General features: G+C 59.6%; 21 protein-coding genes, 2 tRNA genes and 1 pseudogene. 14 read left to right on the plus strand and 10 right to left on the minus strand.

Annotated elements, in window-relative coordinates:
• Positions 1-29 precede the first annotated feature (29 nt).
• The 6 genes from pstC (at position 30) to KTAU_RS02815 (ending at position 4,786) form a co-directional block, all read left to right on the plus strand.
• Positions 30-1,031 carry a phosphate ABC transporter permease subunit PstC gene (gene pstC, locus KTAU_RS02790; protein ID WP_151726923.1) on the plus strand — a complete coding sequence of 334 codons (1,002 nt, stop codon included), beginning with the start codon at positions 30-32 and terminating at the stop codon, positions 1,029-1,031.
• Positions 1,028-1,954, plus strand: a complete 927-nt coding sequence (gene pstA / locus KTAU_RS02795; protein ID WP_228026290.1) for a phosphate ABC transporter permease PstA — start codon at positions 1,028-1,030, stop codon at positions 1,952-1,954. Before pstC ends, pstA begins: the two co-directional genes overlap by 4 nt.
• Positions 1,955-2,057: 103 nt before the next feature.
• Complete coding sequence (gene pstB, locus KTAU_RS02800) at positions 2,058-2,810, plus strand: phosphate ABC transporter ATP-binding protein PstB (protein ID WP_151727650.1); 753 nt, start codon at positions 2,058-2,060, stop codon at positions 2,808-2,810.
• A gap of 43 nt (positions 2,811-2,853) precedes the next feature.
• Complete coding sequence (locus tag KTAU_RS02805) at positions 2,854-3,090, plus strand: hypothetical protein (protein WP_228026291.1); 237 nt, start codon at positions 2,854-2,856, stop codon at positions 3,088-3,090.
• A 159-nt stretch (positions 3,091-3,249) separates the two neighbouring features.
• Positions 3,250-4,014: a phosphate ABC transporter ATP-binding protein PstB gene (gene pstB, locus KTAU_RS02810; protein ID WP_371875059.1), complete on the plus strand. Its 765-nt coding sequence runs from the start codon at positions 3,250-3,252 to the stop codon at positions 4,012-4,014.
• Between the two features lie 16 nt (positions 4,015-4,030).
• Positions 4,031-4,786: a response regulator gene (locus KTAU_RS02815; protein WP_151726924.1), complete on the plus strand. Its 756-nt coding sequence runs from the start codon at positions 4,031-4,033 to the stop codon at positions 4,784-4,786.
• Positions 4,787-4,861: 75 nt separating this feature from the next.
• On the opposite strand, the gene KTAU_RS02820 is transcribed toward KTAU_RS02815, so the two are convergent.
• Positions 4,862-5,653: a PhzF family phenazine biosynthesis protein gene (locus KTAU_RS02820; protein ID WP_151726925.1), complete on the minus strand. Its 792-nt coding sequence runs from the start codon at positions 5,651-5,653 to the stop codon at positions 4,862-4,864.
• Between the two features lie 175 nt (positions 5,654-5,828).
• On the opposite strand from KTAU_RS02820, the gene KTAU_RS02825 reads away from it, so the two are divergent.
• The 4 genes from KTAU_RS02825 to KTAU_RS02840 all read left to right on the plus strand — a co-directional run bounded on the left by KTAU_RS02825 (position 5,829) and on the right by KTAU_RS02840 (position 8,777).
• Positions 5,829-6,371 (plus strand): vitamin K epoxide reductase family protein, encoded by a 543-nt coding sequence (locus KTAU_RS02825; protein WP_170293009.1) that lies wholly within the window; start codon positions 5,829-5,831, stop codon positions 6,369-6,371.
• Between the two features lie 277 nt (positions 6,372-6,648).
• Complete coding sequence (locus tag KTAU_RS02830; RefSeq protein WP_151726927.1) at positions 6,649-7,200, plus strand: hypothetical protein; 552 nt, start codon at positions 6,649-6,651, stop codon at positions 7,198-7,200.
• 126 nt (positions 7,201-7,326) lie between these two features.
• Positions 7,327-7,403, plus strand: a tRNA-Glu gene (locus tag KTAU_RS02835).
• Between the two features lie 153 nt (positions 7,404-7,556).
• Positions 7,557-8,777: a molybdopterin molybdotransferase MoeA gene (locus tag KTAU_RS02840; protein WP_151726928.1), complete on the plus strand. Its 1,221-nt coding sequence runs from the start codon at positions 7,557-7,559 to the stop codon at positions 8,775-8,777.
• Between the two features lie 94 nt (positions 8,778-8,871).
• Here KTAU_RS02840 and KTAU_RS02845 read toward each other — a convergent pair whose 3' ends face one another.
• The 4 genes from KTAU_RS02845 to KTAU_RS02860 form a co-directional block, all read right to left on the minus strand.
• Positions 8,872-9,957 carry a sigma-54 interaction domain-containing protein gene (locus KTAU_RS02845; RefSeq protein WP_151726929.1) on the minus strand — a complete coding sequence of 362 codons (1,086 nt, stop codon included), beginning with the start codon at positions 9,955-9,957 and terminating at the stop codon, positions 8,872-8,874.
• Between the two features lie 170 nt (positions 9,958-10,127).
• On the minus strand, positions 10,128-11,717 hold the full coding sequence (locus KTAU_RS02850) for a DUF4388 domain-containing protein (protein WP_170293010.1): 1,590 nt from the start codon (positions 11,715-11,717) through the stop codon (positions 10,128-10,130).
• Positions 11,718-12,022: 305 nt separating this feature from the next.
• Positions 12,023-12,106, minus strand: a tRNA-Ser gene (locus KTAU_RS02855).
• 153 nt (positions 12,107-12,259) lie between these two features.
• Positions 12,260-13,528 (minus strand): aminoacyl--tRNA ligase-related protein, encoded by a 1,269-nt coding sequence (locus KTAU_RS02860; RefSeq protein ID WP_151726931.1) that lies wholly within the window; start codon positions 13,526-13,528, stop codon positions 12,260-12,262.
• 331 nt (positions 13,529-13,859) lie between these two features.
• Between KTAU_RS02860 and KTAU_RS02865 the strand changes: the two genes are divergently transcribed.
• The 3 genes from KTAU_RS02865 (at position 13,860) to KTAU_RS02875 (ending at position 16,455) form a co-directional block, all read left to right on the plus strand.
• Entirely contained in the window at positions 13,860-14,327 is a 468-nt protein-coding gene (locus tag KTAU_RS02865; protein ID WP_170293011.1) for a ribonuclease FAU-1 family protein, read from the plus strand.
• A gap of 395 nt (positions 14,328-14,722) precedes the next feature.
• On the plus strand, positions 14,723-15,184 hold the full coding sequence (locus KTAU_RS02870; RefSeq protein WP_151726933.1) for an HAD family hydrolase: 462 nt from the start codon (positions 14,723-14,725) through the stop codon (positions 15,182-15,184).
• A 332-nt stretch (positions 15,185-15,516) separates the two neighbouring features.
• On the plus strand, positions 15,517-16,455 hold the full coding sequence (locus tag KTAU_RS02875; protein ID WP_151726934.1) for a DMT family transporter: 939 nt from the start codon (positions 15,517-15,519) through the stop codon (positions 16,453-16,455).
• Between the two features lie 171 nt (positions 16,456-16,626).
• Here KTAU_RS02875 and KTAU_RS21855 read toward each other — a convergent pair.
• The 4 genes and pseudogenes from KTAU_RS21855 to KTAU_RS02895 form a co-directional block, all read right to left on the minus strand.
• Positions 16,627-17,370: pseudogene (locus tag KTAU_RS21855) on the minus strand (DUF429 domain-containing protein); the annotation flags it as partial.
• A gap of 241 nt (positions 17,371-17,611) precedes the next feature.
• A complete protein-coding gene (locus tag KTAU_RS02885) occupies positions 17,612-18,187 on the minus strand; it encodes a GTP-binding protein (protein ID WP_151726936.1) in 576 nt (191 codons plus the stop codon).
• Positions 18,188-18,214: 27 nt separating this feature from the next.
• Positions 18,215-18,709: a roadblock/LC7 domain-containing protein gene (locus tag KTAU_RS02890; protein ID WP_052888162.1), complete on the minus strand. Its 495-nt coding sequence runs from the start codon at positions 18,707-18,709 to the stop codon at positions 18,215-18,217.
• A 185-nt stretch (positions 18,710-18,894) separates the two neighbouring features.
• Positions 18,895-19,260 carry a roadblock/LC7 domain-containing protein gene (locus KTAU_RS02895; RefSeq protein WP_112428463.1) on the minus strand — a complete coding sequence of 122 codons (366 nt, stop codon included), beginning with the start codon at positions 19,258-19,260 and terminating at the stop codon, positions 18,895-18,897.
• A 454-nt stretch (positions 19,261-19,714) separates the two neighbouring features.
• On the opposite strand from KTAU_RS02895, the gene KTAU_RS02900 reads away from it, so the two are divergent.
• Entirely contained in the window at positions 19,715-20,476 is a 762-nt protein-coding gene (locus tag KTAU_RS02900) for an N-acetylmuramoyl-L-alanine amidase (RefSeq protein WP_170293012.1), read from the plus strand.
• A 153-nt stretch (positions 20,477-20,629) separates the two neighbouring features.
• Here the strand turns inward: KTAU_RS02900 and guaB are convergent, their stop codons facing one another.
• A complete protein-coding gene (gene guaB, locus KTAU_RS02905; RefSeq protein WP_151726938.1) occupies positions 20,630-22,189 on the minus strand; it encodes an IMP dehydrogenase in 1,560 nt (519 codons plus the stop codon).
• Positions 22,190-22,319 lie beyond the last annotated feature (130 nt).

The following is a 22,319-nucleotide window of genomic DNA, read 5'->3' on the forward strand; positions in this document are numbered from 1 at the left end:
CTAGGGAGTAGAGAGCCAGGGGAGGGTGCATGAGCCAGGAGAGAGTCAGCCTTAGCAAAGCACGTCAGCAGTGGTTAGGCTGGCAACGGATATTGCGCATTCAGCGACCCGGGGACCTGTTCTTCCGCGGCATTACCCTGCTGTTCGTTCTGATCGTTCTCGGGCTGGTTGCGGGCACAGCCTGGATTCTCATCAGCAATTCACTGCCCACCATCAGACGTTTCGGCTTTAGCTTCCTGACTAACAAAGCCTTTGATCCAGTTCACGACGTCTACGGGGTCTTGCCAGCCATCTTCGGGACCCTGATGACCTCAGCTTTTGCCCTCATCTTCGCCGTACCGCTGGGGCTGGGAGCTGCCATTTTCCTTGTCGACTTCTGTCCACGCCCGCTGCGGTTCGTTCTAGCCTTTCTGATTGACCTGCTGGCCGCCATCCCGAGCGTCATCTATGGCCTCTGGGGCTTTCTCGTACTCGCTCCCTGGCTACACAATGCCGGCGAGCCTTGGCTCCAGCAACACTTGGGCTTCCTGCCGCTATTCGCGGGGCAACCGGAGGGCGTCGGCTACCTTGGGGCCGGCATCGTCTTGACAATGATGATCCTGCCCCTCATTATCTCAGTCTCACGCGAAGTAATGCTGGTGACCCCCATCGCTCAACGCGAGGCTCTGCTCGCGCTCGGAGCCACTCGCTGGGAAGTCATTCGCCACGCCGTGCTACCTTTTGCGCGCGTGGGCATTCTGGGCGGTGTCATTCTGGCCCTGGGGCGAGCCCTTGGCGAGACGATGGCTGTCACCATGATCATCGGTAACCAGGCCAACGAGCCAAGCCTCAGCCTCTTCACGCCCGGCTATACCCTGGCCAGCGTCATTGCTAACCAGTTTGGCGAAGCGACGCCCGGCCTCTTCCTCTCGGCCATTATCGAAGCCGGCCTCATCCTCTTCATCATCACCTTGATCACCAATATCCTGGCGCGCTGGTTGATCGCCAGCCTCCAGCGCCAGGCCCAAGGAAGCAGAGGAGGGCGCCCATGAGCGTGCCTATGCCAACATCATCATCTTCTTCCTCGACTCTGCAGTCAGGGGAGAGCCGCCTTCACCCATTTCTGGCTACACGCTCCTCCCTGAACCTACGGCGGCGCCTGGTGAATGCCCTGGTCGTTCTTTTCACCACCCTGGCGGCTCTTTTCGCCGCCGGACTACTGATCTACCTGCTCTGCTATGTGTTGAGCCAGGGCCTGCGCTACATCAACCTCGACTTCTTCACGCAACTCCCGACCCCGAACGGCGAGCCGGGTGGCGGCATGGGCGAAGCCTTTCAGGGTAGTCTGATCCTGATCGCTCTGGCCTCGCTGATGGGGGTACCGCTGGGACTTTTCACTGGCATCTACCTGGCTGAATTTGGACGCGGGCCTTTCGCCCAGGGAGTGCGCTTTCTGGTCGATGTCCTCAACGGCATCCCGACCATCATCTTTGGCCTGCTGGCTTGGGTTCTGATCGTCATCCCTATGCAAAGCTTCTCGGGTCTGGCCGGCGGTTTCGCCCTCGGCATGATCATGATTCCCATTGTGACACGTACCTCGGAGGACGTGCTGCGCCTGGTACCGCGCGAGCTACGCGAGGCCTCGCTAGCACTGGGAGCCACGGAGGCGCGCACCATCTTGCAGATAGTGCTTCCCGCGGCGCGCAACGGGATCATCACAGGCGTGGTGCTGGCCATGGCGCGCGTGGCTGGAGAGACGGCGCCTCTGCTGATGACTGCCTTCGGGACGACTTTCTGGAATACCGATGTCACCCAGCCGATGGATGCTCTGCCACTGCGCATCTTCCAGTTCACCCTCAGCCCTTATCAACAACAGGTCAATCAAGCTTACGCAGGTGCCTTCGTGCTCATCGTCCTGATCCTTCTCGCCTCCCTGGCTGTGCGCCTGGCTGCAGGCGGCTTCAAACAACGATGAGCAGCAAGGTTCAGGCCGGTAGGAGGACAAGAAGGAAGGAAGCTCGCCTATGGATCAGGCAATCGTAGAGCAGACAAGCAGGAGCGTGTCAAGGCCGGCGGGGATGGCGCTCAGCATCGAGCAGCTCAATGCCTGGTACGGACGTAAGCAGGCCCTCTTTGATATCAACCTGACGGTGCCCCCACTGAGTGTCACCGCCCTGATCGGGCCATCCGGCTGCGGCAAATCGACACTCGTGCGCTGCCTCAACCGTCTCCACGAGACCCTCCCCGGCGCCCGCGTTGAGGGCAGGGTGATCGCCAATGGCCTCGATATCTATGGACGCGGCATTCGCCCCATGAACGTCAGGCGCCACATCGGTATGGTCTTCCAACAGCCCAATCCACTGCCGACACGCAGCATCTTCGAGAACGTGGCTATCGGACCACGGCTCAATCTGGGGCTGCATGGATCGAGGCTGAAGGAACTGGTCGAGCGCAGTCTCCAGCAGGCCGCGCTCTGGGAGGAGGTCAAAGACCGCCTGCATAGCCCGGCCACCAGCCTCTCAGGCGGGCAACAACAACGTCTGTGCATTGCCCGCGCCCTGGCCCTGGAGCCAGAGGTTCTGCTCATGGACGAGCCATGCTCGGCCCTTGACCCTATCTCCACCCTCCAGGTGGAGGAGTTGATCACCTATCTTAAGCGACAGTACACCATTGTGGTCGTCACCCATAACATGCAGCAGGCCGCACGTATCGCGGACCGCACAGCCTTCTTCTTGCACGGCCACCTGATCGAAGAGGGAGAGACTCAACAGCTCTTCACTCACCCGCGCAAGAAAGAGACTGAAGACTACATCAGTGGACGTTTCGGCTAGTCGAGTTGCTCAAGATAACTCAGCTACAAGAGAGGGGATTACCGTGAAGGATACCGCAGCAGAGAGCAAGAACACGGTGAGCACCGCGGGTAGTACCTTCCCAGAGGGCGTCAGCATCTTCTCAAGGAAAGTGGCCCGTAGCGGTCACATTTCCTACGAAGGGCGCCCGTACTTTATCAGCAAAGCCCTCGCGGGGCGCTACATTCGCCTCATCGTGACGAATAATCGTTTGATCGTAGATACCGCTATTCCTCTTCACAAGGAGTATCAGCTTCTCTAGCTGATGCGGCTGCGAGGAAAGGCAATGGAGAGCAATATGAGTGGGCCATACTCGCGGTTGCCAGCGACGGAGGGGCGTCTCGCCAGTCAGCAATCCGAGACGCCCCCTGTCGATCTTCGGCTACACCACGCCCTTGGGGCCGTTGAGCCAGGTCAGCCGCTGGACCAGAACGCCAGGGTTGCGATTGAGGTCAGGCACCTCAATTTCTACTACGGGACGCACCAGGTGCTTTTCGATATCTCGCTCCCGATTCGCCAGCGGCAGATCACCGCCCTGATCGGGCCATCCGGCTGCGGCAAATCCACCTTTCTACGTACACTCAATCGCATGAACGATCTTATTCCCGAGACGCGCATCGAGGGAGAAGCGATCTTTGACGGCGAGAATATCTACGACCCGGCCATCGATGTCATCCGCCTCCGTCAGCGCATCGGCATGGTTTTCCAGCGTCCTAATCCTTTCCCAAAGTCGATCTTTGACAACATCGCCTATGGCCTGCGCATCCAGAGAAAGCCACGTCGGCAAATTCAGGAGGAGGTCGAGCGCAGCCTGCGAGCCGCGGCGCTCTGGGACGAAGTCAAGGACCGCCTGAAAGCCTCCGCTCTCGGTCTCTCGGGCGGACAGCAGCAGCGGCTCTGCATCGCCCGCGCCCTGGCACTGCATCCCGAGGTGCTCCTGCTTGATGAACCATGCTCGGCGCTCGATCCCATCGCAACGCTCAAGATCGAGGAGTTGCTGCTCTCGATCAGCAAGGAATACACCATTGTCATTGTGACCCATAATATGTCTCAAGCTGCACGCATTTCACAATATACCGGTTTCTTCCTTAACGGCAGATTAATTGAATATGGGCCGACCGCCGAGCTGTTCAAGCGACCGCGGCAGCGAGAGACAGAGGACTACATCAGCGGGCGCTTCAGTTAAGGATGAGAGCGTCACTATGATCAGAGGACAACGCGAGAAGATCCTGGTGGTCGATGACGAAGAGGTCCTTGTTGAGGCCATTGCCTACAGTCTGGAACAGGAGGGCTATCAGGTGCTCACGGCGCTTGACGGCAGAGCCGCCCTGGAGCTGGCACGGCGCGAGCGACCGCAGCTGATCATTCTGGATATCATGCTGCCAGAGATTGACGGCCTGGAGGTTTGCCGGCAGCTCCGACGGGAGCCGGCCACAGCTACCACTCCGATTATGCTCCTGACAGCGCGCGGGGAAGAGATCGATAGGGTTGTGGGCCTTGAAGTGGGGGCCGACGATTATGTGACCAAACCCTTCGGGCGCCGCGAACTCCTGGCGCGCGTGCGTGCTTTATTGCGCCGTGCCGCCTATCCCCTTACGCAGGCGCCTCCCGAAGGGGGCAGCATGACGCCAGAGGCCACTGCTCAGTCGCGGCGCAGTGCTCGGGAGCTGATTGCCGGACCCGTACGCATCGACTTGCCTGGACGACGGGTCTGGTGTCGCGATCAGGAGATCGAAATGCAGCCGAAGCAATTCGATCTCCTGGTCTATCTGGTGCGCAATCGCGGAACGGTGCTGACCCGCGATCAACTCTTGCACCACGTCTGGGGCTACGACTACGCCGGCGACACCCGCACCGTCGACGTTCACATCCGCTGGTTGCGCGAGAAATTAGAAGAAGACCCGGCTTCTCCCAAGCTGATTCAGACCGTGCGCGGCGTGGGCTACGTCTTCCGCTAGCCCAGGCAGTCGACGCTCAGCGCTCTCCCCCTTCCTCATCCAGACTAGAGGGGAGAACGGCCCCGGTAGCTTCCCTTAGAAAAAGCACTCGGCGCGCAACACGGTGACCGCCTGGCCGCTGAGAAAGACTCGCTCTCCCGCCAGACGTACACGCACTAGACCGCCGCGAGCAGAAGCCTGGTAACCCGTCAAAGCCGGACGTCCGAGACGGCTACACCAGAAAGGAGCCAGCGTACAGTGAGCAGAACCAGTGACCGGGTCCTCGTTAACTCCAACAGCAGGCCCAAAGAAGCGTGAGACGAAATCATAGTCCTGGCCGCTGGCACGGCTGGTTACAATGAAGCCCCGCGCGGGAATGGTCAGCAGGCGAGTCAGGTCCGGCTGGAGAGCACGCACCGCTTCCTCGCTCTCCAGCTCAATCAGATAATCGAACTGGTTCCTGGCAACCTGGCGCGGGGTTACGCCCAGGGCTTCGCTCAAGCCCGGCGGAGGGGTCGTAGCTGTGGCCGGCGTCGCCGGGAAATCCATCTCGATCCAGCCATCCAGACGACGAGCGGTCAGCAGGCCGCTGCGTGTATAGAAACGAGCCAGATCATCTGACCGCAACAACCCCTCTTCCCAGAGGATGTGCGCGCTGGCCAGGGTAGCATGGCCACAAAGATCGACTTCCACTGTCGGCGTGAACCAGCGCAGGCGATAACCATCCCCTTCTGGGAGCAGGAAAGCCGTTTCCGAGAGATTCATCTCGCGCGCGACAAGCTGCATCCAGCGCTCGTCACGCGGCTCCACTAACAAGCAAACTGCCGCCGGATTACCGGCAAAAGGACGATCAGTAAAAGCATCGACCTGGACAATGCGCTGTCCCATTCTCAGTCTCCTCCATATCAAGCAGCAAGCACAGGGCAGCATCCTCACAGCCCGGGCCGCAAGAGGCCGTCTCTATTGTAGCACTCGATTGACCCTTGACAGAGAGGGAACCGCGCAGTATCCTCTCTACAGAGAGTGCTGTTGTCACCGATTTTGTATCGAAGAGTCTGACTTGATGGAACTGTTACTACGACGTTCAGGCTTGCAGCTCCTGGTTCTTCTGCTCGCACTGGTAGGCATGGGAGATGCGATCTACCTGACTATCGTGCATTATCAAGATGCGCCGCTGGTCTGTCCTGCCTCGGGTGCCATTGACTGCGCGCATGTGCTCAGCAGCAGCTACGCGGTGGTGCCCGGGACAACGCTTCCTATCTCGCTGCCTGGCCTGGGCTGGTGCCTGATCCTGGCTGGGCTGGCGCTGGTGAGCTTGCTGCGCCCTACAGAGCCTGCCTGGCTTCGCCCCGCTCAGTTCCTCTGGTCGCTGGCCGGTATGGTCACTGTGCTCTACCTGGTCTACGTCGAGCTGGTCCGCCTGCATGCCATTTGTCTCTGGTGTACCGTTCTTCATGTCTTGATCCTGATCGCTTTCCTGATTAGCCTGGCCAGGTGGCTGGAACCGGAGTCAGAGATGGAGGCAGGAGCACCCCAGCCCCCTTCCTCCGCTCCGTCCACAACCTTTGCTCGCTCACGCCCGCGCTCTTCTCGGGCTGGTCGCTAGATAGATACATATCTCTGTATCTGACCGCAGGAGCTGCGGAGAAGGGGAGACAGTAGTCAGCCTCCGGCCAAGCGGCGGCTCCTGACCGACCGGCCAGGTGAGCGCCAGTTTCTCTGCCGTGAGAGGGTTGTTGCCCCCTGCTGGAAAGAAGCGTCTCTCCTGTGGGTAAAGGCCGCTGAGTCACGGAGCAGGCGGGGGATGAGTCTCTTCCTTGCCAGGAATGGAGGCATCAGGCAAAGCCAGTTTTCCATCCAGTTCCTGGAAGGGGAGAGAAGCCATGAAGCAGCGTTGGCAGTTGGGGCTGCTGCTCGTACCACTCGCGGCGGCGCTCCTACTGGTGGGTGTGCTGGTCCTCATCCACCAGCTAGGTCCCAGCCTGGCGTCTAGACGCCCGCCTTCTCCGCGCGTCCAACTGGTCCGCAGTCCTAACAGCGCCTACAAGTACCATCTTTGCGCCGAAGCCTATGCCTATCTGCGCGCCACCCCTGACAATCCCTACAAGACAGACTTTACCTTCCAAGATCCTTTTCGCAACGCGCAGGACACAATTATTCCGCATTTTGTGGCCATCGACGCTTATGACCACAGCCTCAGCTTCAGTGTTACCGTTATTCTGCGCCAGCTGGCCACTGTCGAGGCCACCATCTCACATATTCATGAGCTGGATGGCATTAGCGTCCAGCTCCCCGATCGAGCGAATCAGCTGCAGGAACCGAGCGTTCCCCAGTTTGTTGTGGTGGCCATTGCAGAGCCTGGCAACGTCGCGGTTCTCGACTATACCTGTCCTCAGCAATGGCATTGGTCAGCGGTCGGCGCGCGCCAGTCTTAAGCAGCTCGGAAGAGCTTGTCGCCAAAAGCCGCTTGACAAAACGAGTCAGATACAGTACAATCCAGATGACGCAGGCGCGATAGCATCTCAGCGCTTTACCAGACGCTGGCGCGCAGCAGTCATTGGGCCTCGTTCGTCTAGCGGACTAGGACGCCGCTCTTTCAAGGCGGAGATCACGGGTTCGAATCCCGTACGAGGTACCAGCGCAATCGTGGGAAGAGCCTGGCAGACCTGTCTCTGTTTCTGGTTTGCCAGGCTCTTTGCTTTTGGCTGGCCGTGTTGTTCCTTCCGCTCGCCCTGCCATATTCTTCCACCCTGGCAGGCGCGAGCCAAGACAGAGCAAAGGAAGAGGGCCTATGATCAGTGTAGAGGAAGCGCAGGAACGTATGCTGGCCACGATTCAACCGCTGCCAGCTATAACCGTTGCTCTGGCGGAAGCCGCGGGGCTGGTCCTCGCTGAGGACGTTATCGCCAAGGAAGATCTTCCGCCCTTCGCCAATTCGGCAATGGACGGCTACGCACTGCGCAGCGCAGACACGCGCATGGAGCATGGGCGTCCGGCCCGTCTGCGCGTCATCGGGACGATCGCCGCGGGCTATGTAACAGAGCAGGCTATCGAGCCAGGCACCGCCATGCGCATCATGACCGGTGCTCCGGTACCGCGTGGGGCCGATGCTGTGATCCAGATCGAGCTGACGCGCAGCGATCCCACCGATAGCAGCTGGGTCGAGATCCTCCAGGAGGTAGCGCCGGGGAATAACATTCGCGCCGCTGGTGAAGACATCCGCCGCGGACAGCGGGTGTTAAGCCAGGGAAGTGAGATCGGCCCGTGGGAGATCGGCGTCCTGGCCACTGTGGGACAGGCCCGCGTGAAGGTGATTCGTCGCCCGCGTGTCGCGATTGTCAGCACGGGAGACGAGATTATCGACGTGGGGGAGCCGTTGCAACCGGGCAAGATTCGCAACAGCAACGGTTATCTGCTGGAGGCGGCAGTGCGCCGCGCCGGAGCTGAAGCCCTGCGCCTGGGAGTGGCACGCGATACCGAGGAGAGCTTGCGCCAGGTCTTCAGTCAGGCCATGCAACACGACCTCATCATTACCTCTGGCGGCGTCTCTGTTGGCGAGTTCGACCTGGTCAAGCGCATTATGAATGAGCAGGGGGTCATCGACTTTTGGCAAATCAACATGCGTCCTGGCAAGCCGCTGGCCTTTGGGCGCATTGGACAGGTCCCGCTGCTAGGGCTACCAGGCAATCCTGTCTCAGCCGCTGTGACCTTCGAGCTATTCGGGCGCCCGCTGATCCGCAAGCTGCTGGGGCACCGCCGTCTGCACCGTCCCCAGGTAGAGGTCACGGTCGAGGACGGCGTCAGCGAGCGCACGCCACGCCGTCATTACGTACGTGCTCAGGTACGCCGGGAGCAGGGCCGCTTTGTAGCACGCACCACCGGTCACCAGGGATCACATATTACCACCTCTCTGCTAAACGCCAACGCCCTGGTGATCGTTCCAGAAGGGGGCAAGATTCTCAAGCCGGGAGAGACGGCGCAAGCCATCATGCTCGATTGGCCGGAGGAATAGCGGAATAACTGAGTTGACAGTAGTCGCCAGCGAGCGAGAGAACGCTATGCAGTCGGAGGAGCATGGACCTGCCCGTCCATGGGACGTCCGTGCTCTAACGATGCTGCCGTCCTCTCCCAGTGCCAACTCGTGTCAGGCGATAGCGTAACTGGTCGCGCGAGAGGCCCAGCAAGGCTGCCGCCCGCACCTGGTTATAGTTACAGCGTTCCAGGGCCTCATAGACAAAACGCTGCTCGATTTCAGCGAGAAACTCCTCTAAATTAATCCCTTCGGGGGGGAGATGGAGCTGCTCTTTGAGTTCCAGCAAGCGCTGTAGGGCACTGCTGCAGGCAGACTGCAAATAGGCAGGGAGATGCTCAACGCGGATCTCATCGCCTTCACACATAATCTGGCCATGCTGGACGACGCTGCGTAGCTCGCGCACATTACCGGGCCAGCTGTAGCGCTCCAAGAGGGCCAGGGCCTCGGGACTGAGACGGCGCGGACGGCCTTCTTCCCCCCGCTGCTGACGTAAAAAGTACTCGACCAGCGGAGCGATATCCTCAGGATGTTCGCGCAGAGGGGGAATATGAATGGTGAAGACCTTTAGGCGATAGAAGAGATCCTCGCGGAACTCCTTCCGGGCAACTGCCGCTGCGAGATCGACGTTCGAGGCAGAGATCACGCGCAGGCGGACCTGAATCTCAGTGGTGCCACCAACGCGGCGGAAGGAGCGTGTTTCCAAGAAGCGTAAGAGCTTGGATTGGAGCACGAGGGGCATCGAAGCGATCTCATCAAGAAAGAGCGTGCCGCCATCGGCCCGCGCCAGGTAGCCGTCGCGCGTCACCCGAGCATCGGTATAGGCACCAGCTTCCACGCCGAACAGTTCTGTCTCTAACAAGGTTTCGGGAATGGCCGCACAATTAATGGCCACAAACTGGCGAGCGGAACCGCCGCTGAGAGCATGGATAGCGTAAGCGACAACTTCCTTACCAGTACCGCTCTCCCCCTGGAGCAGGACTGTCGTGGTTGGGAAAGCTGCCACCTGGCGAATGAGCGTCGCGATCTGACGCATTGGCTGGCTACGTCCAATGACCAGGCCGCAACGCTCCAACTCGATCAGTAGTGCCTCATCCTCATGCGCTTCAGGCGAGCTTGCAGCGGGCCGAGAGCCATAACGCGGTCCTGAACCCTGCGACATCGTCCCCACCCTTCCATTCCAGTTCAGTTCACAAGGAGGCCGCCATTTCGGCTTGCCCGGGGGGAGCCAGCGGCCTACGCAATTACCATGACCAAGCGAACAGGGGCGGCCTCCCTACCGGTGAGGCCCCCTCTGCTAGCGGCCACCATGCTCACCTGCATGCAGCCTGACTATCTGCCGGGTTGGGAGCCACCAACAGGCACCGAGGCCGGATACGGAGGCTGGGCGGGACTAGCGGGCGAGAGCGGTCGTGTTGGCTGGACCCCCCAACCACGACCCACGATGAAGCGGGCCCCATTGCCACCGTTGCCCCACTGCGATTCGGTCTCCACATAGATCGGTGACTGAGGGACCGCGGAGGCAGTGGGAGCGAATGCACCCGTGGTCTGGGGAGTCTGAGGCGGAGCTGGCCACGCCTGCGCCTGGGCTGGTATCCAGGGCGGCGAGCTTGACATTTGCGACTGAGGCGCATAGGGATCAGCCATTGGAGGCAGAGCAGCCGGAGAAAACTCCTGGACAGGATACTGCGGCTGCATACTGTAAGGATGTTGGATCAGGCCCAGCGCCATCAACTCTCCGATCACAACATAGACCTGCTCTAGCGGCATCCCCAGACGCTGAGCGATCTGCAGCGGCGTTGACTCTCCAGTAATACAGCCAAAGACACGCCACTCATCGGGGGTCAGAGGAATCTCCACGCTGCCAGAGCGCAGGGCCTGTAAATCAGGCGGGATCAGCCTGGCCTCGGGATGGATAAAAGAGACATCAACACGCCGCGGCGTATAGGGCGTCATAATGGGGCGAGGAGCCGGCAGGTTAGCCAACGCCCCGGAGGTTGGGGCGGCCTGCTGTTTCCCAGCAGGCTGTCGTTGAGCAGAGGCCGCTTCTCCCGCATTGGCCGCTGCGGTGGAAGAGGGAGCATCAGAAGCGACCGCCGAGAGGCGAGCCAGGGCATCGGGGTCAAAGAGCGAACTGAGATCGATGCGAGCACGCTCCTGGCGCTGAGGAGCAGCGCCCGTCTCAGGCAGAGCCTGAGTTACACGCGGTTGAGGAGTCGGGGTAGGCTGCTGGGAGACCTGTCCCGGCCCCTGGGTGGCTAGTTGAGGCGGCTGGGGCTGTGATGAAGGAGAGAGAGGTTGCGACAACGACGGCTGCTCATAGGGCACCTGAGAGGGAGGCAGCGAACCAGGGTAAGCAGCAGGCGCGGACACCGGGTCGGAGCCGGAAGGCGACCCCTGGTTTTGGATAAGCTGCGACGACGGCGCAGGGACAGAGTGAGCAGACGGGACAGGCAAGAGAGTGGAGGGGGAGAGAGAGACCAGCAAGCGAGACGGAGGAGGCGTGCGCCCCTCTTCGAAATACACCTCGCCTGAGCGCCATGAGAGAAGGACCTCAAGCACGCGAGAGGCTTCGCGCGCGGCCCAGGCACGCAATTGCTCGCGCGTTGCATAGCCCAGTTCCATCAGGATCAGAGCGATGCGAGTCTCACCAGGCTCCTCGCCGCGTTCTCGCAGGACTGTCATCGCGTTGGAGAGAGCAGCCTGGGAGATCACTCCAGCCTGTACCAAGCGGTCGCCCAGCGTCAGCTGAGCACGCACTGGGCCGATACAGAGCAAACGCCCCTGGCTAAAATACAGCTCCACCCAGAGAGCACCTTGCTTTACAACCAGCATCCCGCTCTTCTCATGGGCCTCCAGGCGCCGCAAGAGATCAGCCAGATTGACCCGATCTAACGTCGTCGCAAAACTCACCGTAGACACAGCAATTCACCGCCTGTCGCAATGCCCCTGCTGCGCGTGTACGTGCATGCGTGTACATCTAAGTATAATTCTCGCCTCCAGCAAGCACGGCATGCGTGAGAGACATCAGCAATATCTACAAACAGAATACGACCCGAGTCAAATTCAACAACGTTGAGCAGCGTTGGCATCAAACGACCTTGTTCGATAGCGTGAGTATGACCCTATCCATCTACGGACACAGCCGCATAAACACAAAATCGCACTGTCCCCACAGCACCCCCCGGGCTATGGACACAGGCCAGCCGCTATCTATCAACGCAGGGCGGAGGGGGGGGGATTCGAACCCCCGGGGCTCATCGCCCGGCCGTTTTCAAGACGGCTGCATTCGACCGCTCTGCCACCCCTCCGCTAGATAGTTTACCACAACCGGTTTCAATTTGGAAGATTAGGGCCGTTGCGAGCATACCATTTGGGTCATTGTCTTATGCATTGCATAACAAGGATTGACAACATCGTGGACACTTTGTCATGGCGAGAACAAACATTTGTTAGAATCGCGTTCAGTGTGAAGTGAGCAAGGAGAGGCCCATCATGGGACGGAGCACCTTGGGCACTACCACACTTCCATCTGCCTGCTGGTAGACCTCCAGAATGGTGGCCAACGTCTGCTCAATGCTCAGGGCGCAGGCGCCCAGACTGTGGGGATAGTCGATTTGGCCAGCGGGGCTCCGATAGCGGATGTTGGCGCGGCGCGTCAGGAAGCCCTCATGGTTGCTCATGGAGGCCAGGGGGAGAAAGCGGCGTTGGGCTGGTAGCCAGGCTTCGATCGTCAGGGTCATCGCTGCAGCGAAGGGCAACTGGCCGCTACAGAGCATGACGACCCGATAGGCTAGCTCCAGACGCTGCAACAGTGTTTCAATTTGAAACAACAGTGTTTGCAAGACTGTGTATGATTCGTTCGGAGCAACCAACAATAGCAGTTGTACCTCGCTGAGCTGGTGCCAGGGCAGGCGAGCCGCACTTGGAGGAAGTGAGGCCGAGCCACCATCGCGGTGAAAGACGGGGGTCCAGGTGACCAAGCGCACGGGCATAGTCTCGGCAGTAAGCAGCATGTCGCTGTACAGATTCACCAGGGATGTCGCGCCTCCGGGGTTCAGATAGAGTTCATCGGCCTGACAGCTATAGCTCTGGGTCTCCAGGGGAGGGAACTGTCCGGCGGCCAGCAGGGCACCGTATTTCATCAGAAGAGGCAGCTGCACCTCTCTGTAGTCCCACTCATGCGTGAAGAAGTCGAGGGCAAAGGTCACCAGCGCCCGCAGCAGCCTGGCTCCCGGGCCTCTCACGACCATAAACTGATTGCCACTCAGGCGGCTGCCGGCAACGCTATCGAGTATGCCCAGCTCACTACCCAGCTCGCGATATGAGCGCGGGGGAAAATAGAAGCTCATGGGAACGCCCCAGCGGCGTAGCTCGCGATTGGCCGAACGCAAGAAGCCGGTGGGGACATCAGAGTGGGGCAAATTGGGCAATGGTAAAAGTGACAGGCGCAGATGTGTCTCTAGATCAGCGATCTGCAATTCCAGCGTTCGAATTTCTTCCCCGATGCTTGTGATTTGCTGTTCAAGCCTGGCGCGCTGGCTGACTGGAGCTGCCCGGCATTGCTCTCGCAGATTCTTGAGCGATCCATAGAGTCCCTCGCAGCGCCTGGCCAGGCCATCGCGCTGCTCGGCCAGGCGCACGATCTCCTCTAGAGCAACAGAGACCTGGCGCTTCTGGAGTCCTTTCCGTACTAGATCGGGATGCTGGCGCAGTAAATCAAGACTCAGCATACGCTGTTAGTATAGCATAGCAAGTGAGTAGAGCAAGACAGTCCAGGTGCTGGCTTAATGCGCGCTTCTTGACCAGGGAGACAGGGCCGGGCCAGAACGCCAGCGCCTTGCTCCTCTGGTTACCGCTACTCAATCTGATCAGCATGCTCACCTTCCTTATGGGAAGAGGATCTTCTGCCATTTGAGTGCTCTCTATTGCGTTCCGGCGGTTTTCTCATCTGGCTCTCGCCACTTGACAAGGCCGGCTCTTGCTGCTACCCTTCTCCCAGGACGGATGAGTCATGCAGGCCGTGGTCCGACCCGTGTGGGATTGCCGCGAGGAGCGCATACGATGATCACCGTTATTAAGAAAAATCCGCAAGGTGAGGCGCTCTTCTCCTATCAGGGTGAAGTGCTCGCTGCTACCTCGCGCACCTGCATCATCCGCGCCTTCTGGACGTGGCCCGATCGCGATCTTGGCTATGCGCGCTTCGAAACGGGCGACTGCTTTACGGAGTATTATTATACTGACCGCTGGTTCAACATCTTCGCCATTGCAGGGAAGGATGGTCAGCGCAAGGGTTGGTATTGCAATATTGCCGAGCCAGCGGTGATCCAGGACGATCGTATCGAGCAGGTTGATCTGTTTCTCGACGTCTGGGTTGACCGTCAGGGGAGGGTGCAGGTGCTGGATGAAGATGAGTTCCAGGCAGCTACGAATTTGAGTGCGACCCAGCGTCACGGTGCGCGTGAGGGCTTACAGGCACTGCTAGAGATGGTCGCCCACCGTGAGGGGCCATTTGCCGAGATAGGGTCATAAGCCGGGACAGCTGTGAACTGTAAACACGCCTGTCCTTCACTCTGCCTGCCTGGGCAAGAAGGGTCCGCCAGTCCTTCTGCTCGGCAATTTCTTATTCTTATTATGGTCTGCCTTGCAGGCAGAGAGGGACGCCCGAGTAGGCTTGTCCGGCTGATGTCGCCCGCCAGCCGCATCCATCCATCGGGCGGCCAGGCAGAGAAGCTGGCGTCGGTGGCCTCAGCGGACAAGCGGACACCAGGCTGACTACCTCTCTCCCGCCTGTTCAGCTTGGTTCATTTGGCCGCCATGCCAGTTCTACCTTGTGGCTGGCATTGTTACTTCGCTAGCTAGGGGACAAAGCTGGCAGTGGCCAGCTCATCATTCTCTGAGCGCATGATGCTTATTAGTTGATAGAAATGATCAGGATCGAGATTCCGCAAAGAGAGACTATTGAACTGAAGCATGCTGTCTTTGATATCAACGGTACTTTGGCCTTCGATGGAAAGCCCTGGCCCGAGGTCGTGAGCCGCTTGAAGCGTCTGGCCAGTTTTCTCTCTATCCACCTGCTGACAGCGGCGACACACGGCCAGGTTGCTGCCCTGGAGCGCAGCCTGGGCCTGCCGCTGCACGTGATCGATACAGGCGAGGAGAAGACACGTTATGTTGAGGAGCTAGGTCCGGCTAATGTGATCGCCTTCGGTAATGGTGTCAACGATGCCGGAATGCTACGCCGGGCAGCCATCGGCGTGGCAGTCCTGGGACCCGAAGGAGTGGCACGTGAGGCTTTGCAAGCCGCCGATGTGCTGGTGCGCAACCCCATCGATGGGATCGACCTCCTCTTCTATCCAAAGCGTCTGATTGCTACCCTCCGTCCCTAGCTTCTCAGGGCACGGTTGAAGTCGAGTCAGCGGCTCTGGCATGTTCAGAGTACCGGCAGCGTATGAGCGAGCGCTGGCAGAAGGTCGAGCCGTTCCAGCCGCTGCCAGGCCTCGCTCAGCCCAGCCTAGAAGAAAGGCCGGTCTGCCTGGCAGCAGACAGGCAGCTAGACAAACAGACAGTAAACAAACCGTCAACAGACTGCAAGCGGTCTGGGTTGCCTGCAGTTGGCTGGATTGTTGGTCCCCACTCACCCACTCGTTCAGCCCCGTGGAAGATACTGTGCCGCTTCACGCCGTCTGACTGAGCGGGTGTGGACAACGCTAGGAGGAGCATGATGCAGTCTCATTCCCCCCAAGAGATCGAGGCCGAGGCCACTGTTTCCACTGGCCTCGGTACAGAACGCCGCTCCTGGCAGGGTCTGTTCTATGCCTGTCTGGCGGTTTTCTTTTTTTCAACAAGCCCCGTCTTTATTCGCCTTGCCACCCCTTTTACTTCTGTCGAAATCGCTTTCTGGCGCCTGGCGATTGCCGCCCTGCTCGTGTTGCTATTGGGACTGGTGACGCACCAGTCACTGCTGCTGAGTCCCCGAGATTTGCCGCGCTTCCTGCTCTACGGGCTGGTGACAGCTCTGCACTTTATTTTTTACATCGCCTCTCTGAGCTTCACGACTATCGCTCATTCCCTGGCCATCGTCTACACCTCGCCAATTTTCGTGACGCTCTTCTCCGCTCTGGTATTGCGCGAGGCTCTGCCAATGCGCAAGTACATCGGCATTGTGGTGGCAGTAATCGGGGTAGCCTTCATGGCCGGTTTTGAGCCGCACTACACCGCTTGCCAGCCTCAAGAAGGACATTGCATGCTCCTGGGAGATAGCCTGGCTCTGCTCTCGGCTATCTGCTACGGCATCTATTCGATCGCCGGGCGTGGCGAACGGGATCGGCATCCGCTTTTCCGCTATACCTTCTACGTCTACGGTCTGGCAGCGCTTTGGCTCCTGCCGGTAATGCTCTACTTCGCCTTTCGCCATACTTATCCGCTGCCAGCCCTGGGGGCGGTGATTGCTTTGGGAGTCCTGCCCCTCGGCTTGGGGCATACGCTTTACAATGCCTCGCTACGGACGCTGCATGCCACTTATGCCAATCTGATCGCTACCCAGGAGGTGACTGGAGGCATTTTGCTCGGCATTCTCTGGCTGCATGAGATCCCGTCCTTGACAGCGATCATCGGCGTCATTGTGACCCTGGCTGGGATTATCAGCGTGCTGCTGTGAAGCGGGACGACAGCTCGTCTGCGAGAGAAGTGATCCGCTGGCGCGAGCACTGGCGACAAGCGCCGGGTCGTAGATCCAGCCCTCATCGGGATTGCAGCCGACAGGCAGAAGCGTCCACAGACGCTCTCGGAGCTGTTGAGGAGTGAGAGCGCTCACGTCCCCGCTGGCCTGCGCTGCCCAGGCAGCCTGGATAGCGCAGAGCAGGGCATCAAGACGGTCGCCACGCGCATCATCCAGGCAGGCGGATCGGCAGATTGCAGGGAGGACGAGCGTCAGGCCATAGCTCTGAGTCAATTCGAAAGAGGTCAGAGCCGTTAGCAGGCGGACCCGTGCCTGACGACGGGCGGCGGTGTTCTGCTCTCGGCCCTCCCCTTTGTAGGGCTGGCGCCCCAGCCAACGTCGTGCTACCAGAGCGGGATAGCCCTCCAGGATAAAACGCTCAGCCTCCGTCGGGTGGCAGGGCAGAATGCAGGCGCCGCTGGTCAGCAGACGCGGCGCTCCCTGCCAGAACATCCGAGCCAGAGGCACGCGCTGACGCATCAAGGGGCTGCGCGCCTGAGCCAGAACGTCGGTAGGCCGGCGTGGCAGCTTCAGACCTGGCGGTTGGCCAGCACTATAGCGCTGGAGAAGCGCCAGGAAGGTAGGTAACTCCAGCCGAGCTACGAGCGACACATAGTCTGCCCAGGGTGTCGGCCAGCCGAGCGTCTTCACGACCGTCGCAGGTAGACCAAAGGGGAGATCCAGAGCCGCTAGCCAGGGGCCAGGGAGACGCAGATAGGTTTCGAAGGCAGCCCAGTCGGAGCAGTCTTCTAGGCTCAGGATGGTCAAACGCCTGCCCTCTAACTGGCCAACAGCCACCACTATCGGCTTACGACGGCAGGGAGCACTGGTGAAGTCACAGCCATAAATGCGCATCTTGGACAAGTCTGATCAGACAGGAAGGAGCACAGAAAGCAGCCACTAAGCAGACCACTCGTTGCCTGGAGCCACTCACCTCATCCTATTCCGTCCACCCCACCACAGCATCTTCCGTCGCACCCATAACAGCACAAGGCCAGCAGAAGATGAAGTTACGCGCCCGATCCCGTCACGGCCTCAACCGCGCCTGGCCGGAGTCAGATAAAGAAAGAGCAGGCAACCGCCTACTCAAGCGAGGCTAGAGCTGCGCGATCACACTCTTACTAATAGCGCGCAGGGTCGCGAAGACCCCGATGCCACTGGAAGCCACCGCCTCGAAAGCTGGCACCCGTCGACGATTCAGGTAGCGGTCAAGCACGTGGACAGGCAAAGCCGAAGGGAGATCACGCTTATTCCACTGCATCACAAAGGGGAAATGGCTGAGATCCTTGCCGAGGCGGCGCATATACATCTCCAGCTCGGCGATGCTCTGGACGTTCTCCTCAAATTTTTCCGCCTGAGAATCGACGACAAAGACAATTCCATCGGCGCCATTGAGGACAGCCAGGCGAGTACGCTCGTAGAGAATCTGCCCGGGCACCGTATACAAATGGAAGCGAGTGCGGAAACCATGCACAGTACCGAGGTCGAGGGGGAGGAAATCGAAAAAGAGCGTGCGCTCAGTCTCAGTCGCGATAGAGAGCATCTCGCCGCGGATAGCGGGGTTAATGCTCTTATACACGTACTGCAGATTGGTAGTCTTCCCACAATATCCAATGCCGTAGTAGACAATTTTGCAATGGATCTCGTGAGTAGCGATATTGATAAGAGCCATAGAAACCAGTTACCTCGGAAGCAGGCCCTAATCGCGGAAAAGCAAATCGATCGTATCCTCGACAGAGGAACGGAATTCCACATTAATGACCGACGTCTTTCGGCGAGACGTATCGGCTTTGACGCGCGCGAGCACGCGCACCAGCTCATCGGTCGCTTTTTTAGACAAGACCTTCACCAGGCCGATATGGGTTAGTTTATCGAAGACGATCACCAGCAGCCACTGTTCTTCGACCAGGGTAGTATAGATATTCTCGTGCATGCCCTGCTGGAAGATCGTACGGAAATCCTTCTCGCCGAGGAGTTCGGCCACCTGGCGAGAGGAAGAGAACGCGCCGGCCAGCAAGGCGCCCAGGGAAGTCACATTGCGGCGCACCCCATTGCCGAAGTTAGAGATCACCTGGCCGCTCTTATCGAGCAACATCACAGTGGACGCGCTGGTATCGTGCAACAACTTGCTCAGTGTCGCCCGGATAGCCTCAAGTTCATGATCCGAAATAACCAGATTTGATAATTGCTCCATGTACGCGCCGCCTCCGGTCCGGTACAACAAGCTTAGCGTGCACAGCACAGGCACAGCCTCATGAGCGCCAGCGAGCAGCGGGCGTCATGAACAAACCGAAGTAAGAAAGAAAGAACGAACGAACAATAGAAAAAGAGAAACGAACGAGCAAGCCAGTGAGCGAGCGAGTGAGCGACGGCGCCTGATCAAGCGATATCGAGCGCTTCGAGGATCTCATCGCGGCTACTTTTGACTAGATGGCGGACCCGCCCCAGCGCTGAAGCGGAGTCGAACACCGTCACGATCAGCGCGAAGTCGCCCAGGGGGTCAGCGCTCACCAGGCCATGTTCAAACTCGACAAGAGCGCCAACAAGCCCGCCGCGAGCGACCTCCCGTCCCAGAGCCTCTGCGGCGCTCAGGCCGCTAGTCATAATGGCCCCCACAGCTTCGAGGTCCTCCTTGCTATCGCGGGGGACCCCCTCGATCAGCAGGCCATCGCGTCCGACAAGGATGGCCATCCTCACGCCTGGGATGGTTAGGAAGCGGCCTAGTGCCTGCTTCAGGTCAACCATGCTCTCCTCCGTCTCTCACGGAACGCACCACCGCAACGGGTCGGTTGGTAAGTCGGTCGGTCGGTCGATCGTATAGAATAGAATTGCCCTGCCTCGCCTATCAGCTAGCGAGCAAAAGAAGCCACAAGAATATCTGAACGGGTTGCACCTCGCGGCAGGTGGATGAAGGGAACACCGGTGCCAATTATTCAGCCTGTTCCCGCCTATGCTCTGCCATACGGGGACTGCTGGTATTGTATACGATACGGCTTGAGAGCGCAACCAGGTGAGACTTCTTGGCTAATGGTTATATGTAGATGGATGAGCAATACATCGGCTATCCCGGTCTTGGGTCAGACCTGGCCAGGAGCAGGATAGGCAGGCCGTACCAGGAAGGGTAGCAGTTATTGGGATGATCGCAGGCAGCACGCTCCATGTCGGGTAAATGAGCATTCAACCCAATCCAGGAGGAGTTATGGACGAACCAGGGGCGCTGTGGCGCCCTTCGCCTCATTACTTCGCCGGTCGGCGAGGGGAGCGACCACGCTGGATCATCGTGCATGGGACCGCCGGTTTCGCCACTGCCGAAGAGGTGGTTGCCTTTTTCCAGCGTCCCGAGACGGAGGTGAGCACGCATTATCTCATTGCACGCGATGGGCGCATCTTCCAGCTTGTACGTGAGGCCGATGCCGCCTGGGGCAACGGCGCAGTGAGTCGGGGGCATGACCGCTGGTGGAGAACAATCAGCAATCCCAACTATGCGACGCTTTCGATCGAGCATCATAAGCTGAGGCGCGATAACAGCGACGAGCTGACCGAGGCCCAAAAGCAGGCCAGCTTTTTATTGATTGACCATCTGTGTGAGCGGCATGGCATTCCGCGGCGGCGAGCCGATGCCCAAGGGGGCATTACCGGTCATTTCTCGCTCGATCCACAGGGACGTAGCTACTGCCCCGGGCCTTACCCCTGGGACGAACTTTTTGCCTACCTGGCTCGCAACGGCCAGTCTCAGGCCGCTGATGAGATCAGGCCCACGCCTCGGATGCTCTCCCAGCCTCCCGATCACGCCAGTACGGTTGCCGACAGAGACTCTGTCTGTGTAGCACTGCGGCAGCAGCTGGAAGAGCTGCGCGAGGTAGCGGCAGACTTCCAGCGCCGGCTGATCAACGCCGAGCTGGAGCTCGCCCGGCTCCAGGGTCAGGAAAAGCCGCCAGGCAGCCAGCTCCCAAAGCGCTAGCGCAGCAGAGCAGAACAGATCGCGCACCTTGCTCAGGTCTTGTCTCTGCGCCTGGCGCTGCTGACAGGCCAGGAGGAGCGACGAGTGGATTGCAGAGGTTGTCGACCAGGGCTGCGACAAGCCACTGCAATCCACTCCGATGGCCCACTGAGCCTAGCGGAACTTGGTTCCGTAGTTGGGCGCCTCTTTGGTAATCATCACATCGTGTGGATGGCTCTCACGCAGGCCAGCGCTGGTAATGCGCACAAAGCGCGTACGCGTCTGCATCTCTTCAATAGTGGCGCAGCCCGCATAGCCCATAGCCTGACGCAATCCGCCAACCAGCTGATGCACGAGCGGCCCCAACATGCCTTTGTAGGGGACGCGGGCCTCAATCCCTTCGGCGATCAGCTGCGACTCATCACCGATATCACCCTGGAAGTAGCGATCCTTGCTATAGCTGCGCTGCTTCATAGCCGCGATCGAACCCATGCCGCGGTAGTCTTTGAAGCGCTCGCCGTGGGAGATGATCAGCTCACCAGGGCTTTCATCGACACCGGCCAGGAGGCTGCCTAGCATGACGGTGTCGGCGCCAGCGGCGATGGCCTTGGCAATATCGCCCGAGTACTGGATGCCGCCGTCGCCAACGATCGGGACGCCATAGCGGCGGGCCACCCGCGCACACTCATAGATAGCGGTGACCTGCGGCATGCCAACGCCGGCGATGACACGCGTGGTGCAGATAGAGCCAGCCCCAATACCTACCTTGACGGCATCAGCCCCCGCCTGAATCAGGGCTTCTGTGGCTTCGCCGGTGACAACGTTGCCAGCCATAATCTGGACACGGTCGCCGAAGAGGTGCTTGAGACGGGCCACAGTATCCAGTACCATCTGGGAATGACCATGCGAGGTATCGACGACCAGGACGTCAGCCCCCTCTTCGACCAGGGCCGCGGCCCGCGCGTCGGTGTCGGGTCCAACACCGACAGCGGCGGCAACCCGCAGGCGCCCGTACTCGTCCTTGGCCGCGTTGGGATAGAGAATTTTCTTCTGGATGTCTTTGATGGTAATGAGGCCGCGCAGCATGCCATGCTCGTCGACGACGGGGAGTTTCTCAATCTTGTAGCGATGGAGGATATCGCGGGCTTGTTCCAGAGTGGTGCCTACCGGCACGGTGATCAGGTTCTCGCGCGTCATTAGCTCTGAGACGGGCCGATCAAGGTTGGTCTCAAAGCGGATGTCGCGATTGGTGAGGATGCCAACCAGTCTGCCGTTCTCGACCACTGGGATGCCAGAGATGTGGAAGTGCTCCATCGCCTGCAACGCTTCGCGCAGCGAGGCCTCTGGCCCAAGGGTGACAGGGTCGGTGATCATGCCGGACTCGGAGCGCTTGACTTTATCAACTTCGCGCGCCTGGTCCTCAATCGAGAGGTTGCGGTGGATGACACCGATACCGCCTTCGCGCGCGAGGGCAATGGCCATACGCGCTTCGGTGACCGTGTCCATAGCGGCGCTGACAATGGGGATGTTGACGCTGATGGTACGTGTGAGACGGGCTTTGGTCGAAACGTCGCGGGGCAGAACCCGCGAGGCCGCCGGAATGATCAGGACGTCGTCGAAGGTCAACCCTTCACCGACAAATTTCTCTCGCCCATCTAGCTCAAACTCGACTGGTGCAATGGCAGGGTGCGCTTGCAGGTCGCCGATGGTTTCTGCTGTATGAGCCTCGGCCATAGCTCTTCTTCCTTTCCTCCTTCAACATACGCAAACGCCCGGCACGTGGTCCCGCGTCCTCCACACTGTGGAGTTCCATCGGTTGTTGTGCCGGGCCACTCGTTCCTCTTGCACAGGGTAGACGAGCACC

Origin of the sequence: Thermogemmatispora aurantia (genome assembly GCF_008974285.1) — a bacterium.
Classification (GTDB): Bacteria; Chloroflexota; Ktedonobacteria; order Ktedonobacterales; family Ktedonobacteraceae; genus Thermogemmatispora; species Thermogemmatispora aurantia.

Bases quoted from the DNA above. Each gene is read 5' to 3' on its own strand.
- KTAU_RS02820 (WP_151726925.1), bottom strand. From the start codon at position 5,653: ATGGGACAGCGCATTGTCCAGGTCGATGCTTTTACTGATCGTCCTTTT.
- KTAU_RS02840 (WP_151726928.1), top strand. From the start codon at position 7,557: ATGATCAGTGTAGAGGAAGCGCAGGAACGTATGCTGGCCACGATTCAA.
- KTAU_RS02825 (WP_170293009.1), top strand. From the start codon at position 5,829: ATGGAACTGTTACTACGACGTTCAGGCTTGCAGCTCCTGGTTCTTCTG.
- KTAU_RS02845 (WP_151726929.1), bottom strand. From the start codon at position 9,957: ATGTCGCAGGGTTCAGGACCGCGTTATGGCTCTCGGCCCGCTGCAAGC.
- guaB (WP_151726938.1), bottom strand. From the start codon at position 22,189: ATGGCCGAGGCTCATACAGCAGAAACCATCGGCGACCTGCAAGCGCAC.
- pstC (WP_151726923.1), top strand. From the start codon at position 30: ATGAGCCAGGAGAGAGTCAGCCTTAGCAAAGCACGTCAGCAGTGGTTA.
- KTAU_RS02865 (WP_170293011.1), top strand. From the start codon at position 13,860: ATGATCACCGTTATTAAGAAAAATCCGCAAGGTGAGGCGCTCTTCTCC.
- KTAU_RS02900 (WP_170293012.1), top strand. From the start codon at position 19,715: ATGGACGAACCAGGGGCGCTGTGGCGCCCTTCGCCTCATTACTTCGCC.
- pstB (WP_151727650.1), top strand. From the start codon at position 2,058: ATGGCGCTCAGCATCGAGCAGCTCAATGCCTGGTACGGACGTAAGCAG.
- KTAU_RS02890 (WP_052888162.1), bottom strand. From the start codon at position 18,709: ATGGAGCAATTATCAAATCTGGTTATTTCGGATCATGAACTTGAGGCT.
- KTAU_RS02875 (WP_151726934.1), top strand. From the start codon at position 15,517: ATGATGCAGTCTCATTCCCCCCAAGAGATCGAGGCCGAGGCCACTGTT.
- KTAU_RS02830 (WP_151726927.1), top strand. From the start codon at position 6,649: ATGAAGCAGCGTTGGCAGTTGGGGCTGCTGCTCGTACCACTCGCGGCG.
- KTAU_RS02885 (WP_151726936.1), bottom strand. From the start codon at position 18,187: ATGGCTCTTATCAATATCGCTACTCACGAGATCCATTGCAAAATTGTC.
- KTAU_RS02870 (WP_151726933.1), top strand. From the start codon at position 14,723: ATGATCAGGATCGAGATTCCGCAAAGAGAGACTATTGAACTGAAGCAT.
- pstA (WP_228026290.1), top strand. From the start codon at position 1,028: ATGAGCGTGCCTATGCCAACATCATCATCTTCTTCCTCGACTCTGCAG.
- KTAU_RS02815 (WP_151726924.1), top strand. From the start codon at position 4,031: ATGATCAGAGGACAACGCGAGAAGATCCTGGTGGTCGATGACGAAGAG.
- KTAU_RS02895 (WP_112428463.1), bottom strand. From the start codon at position 19,260: ATGGTTGACCTGAAGCAGGCACTAGGCCGCTTCCTAACCATCCCAGGC.
- KTAU_RS02860 (WP_151726931.1), bottom strand. From the start codon at position 13,528: ATGCTGAGTCTTGATTTACTGCGCCAGCATCCCGATCTAGTACGGAAA.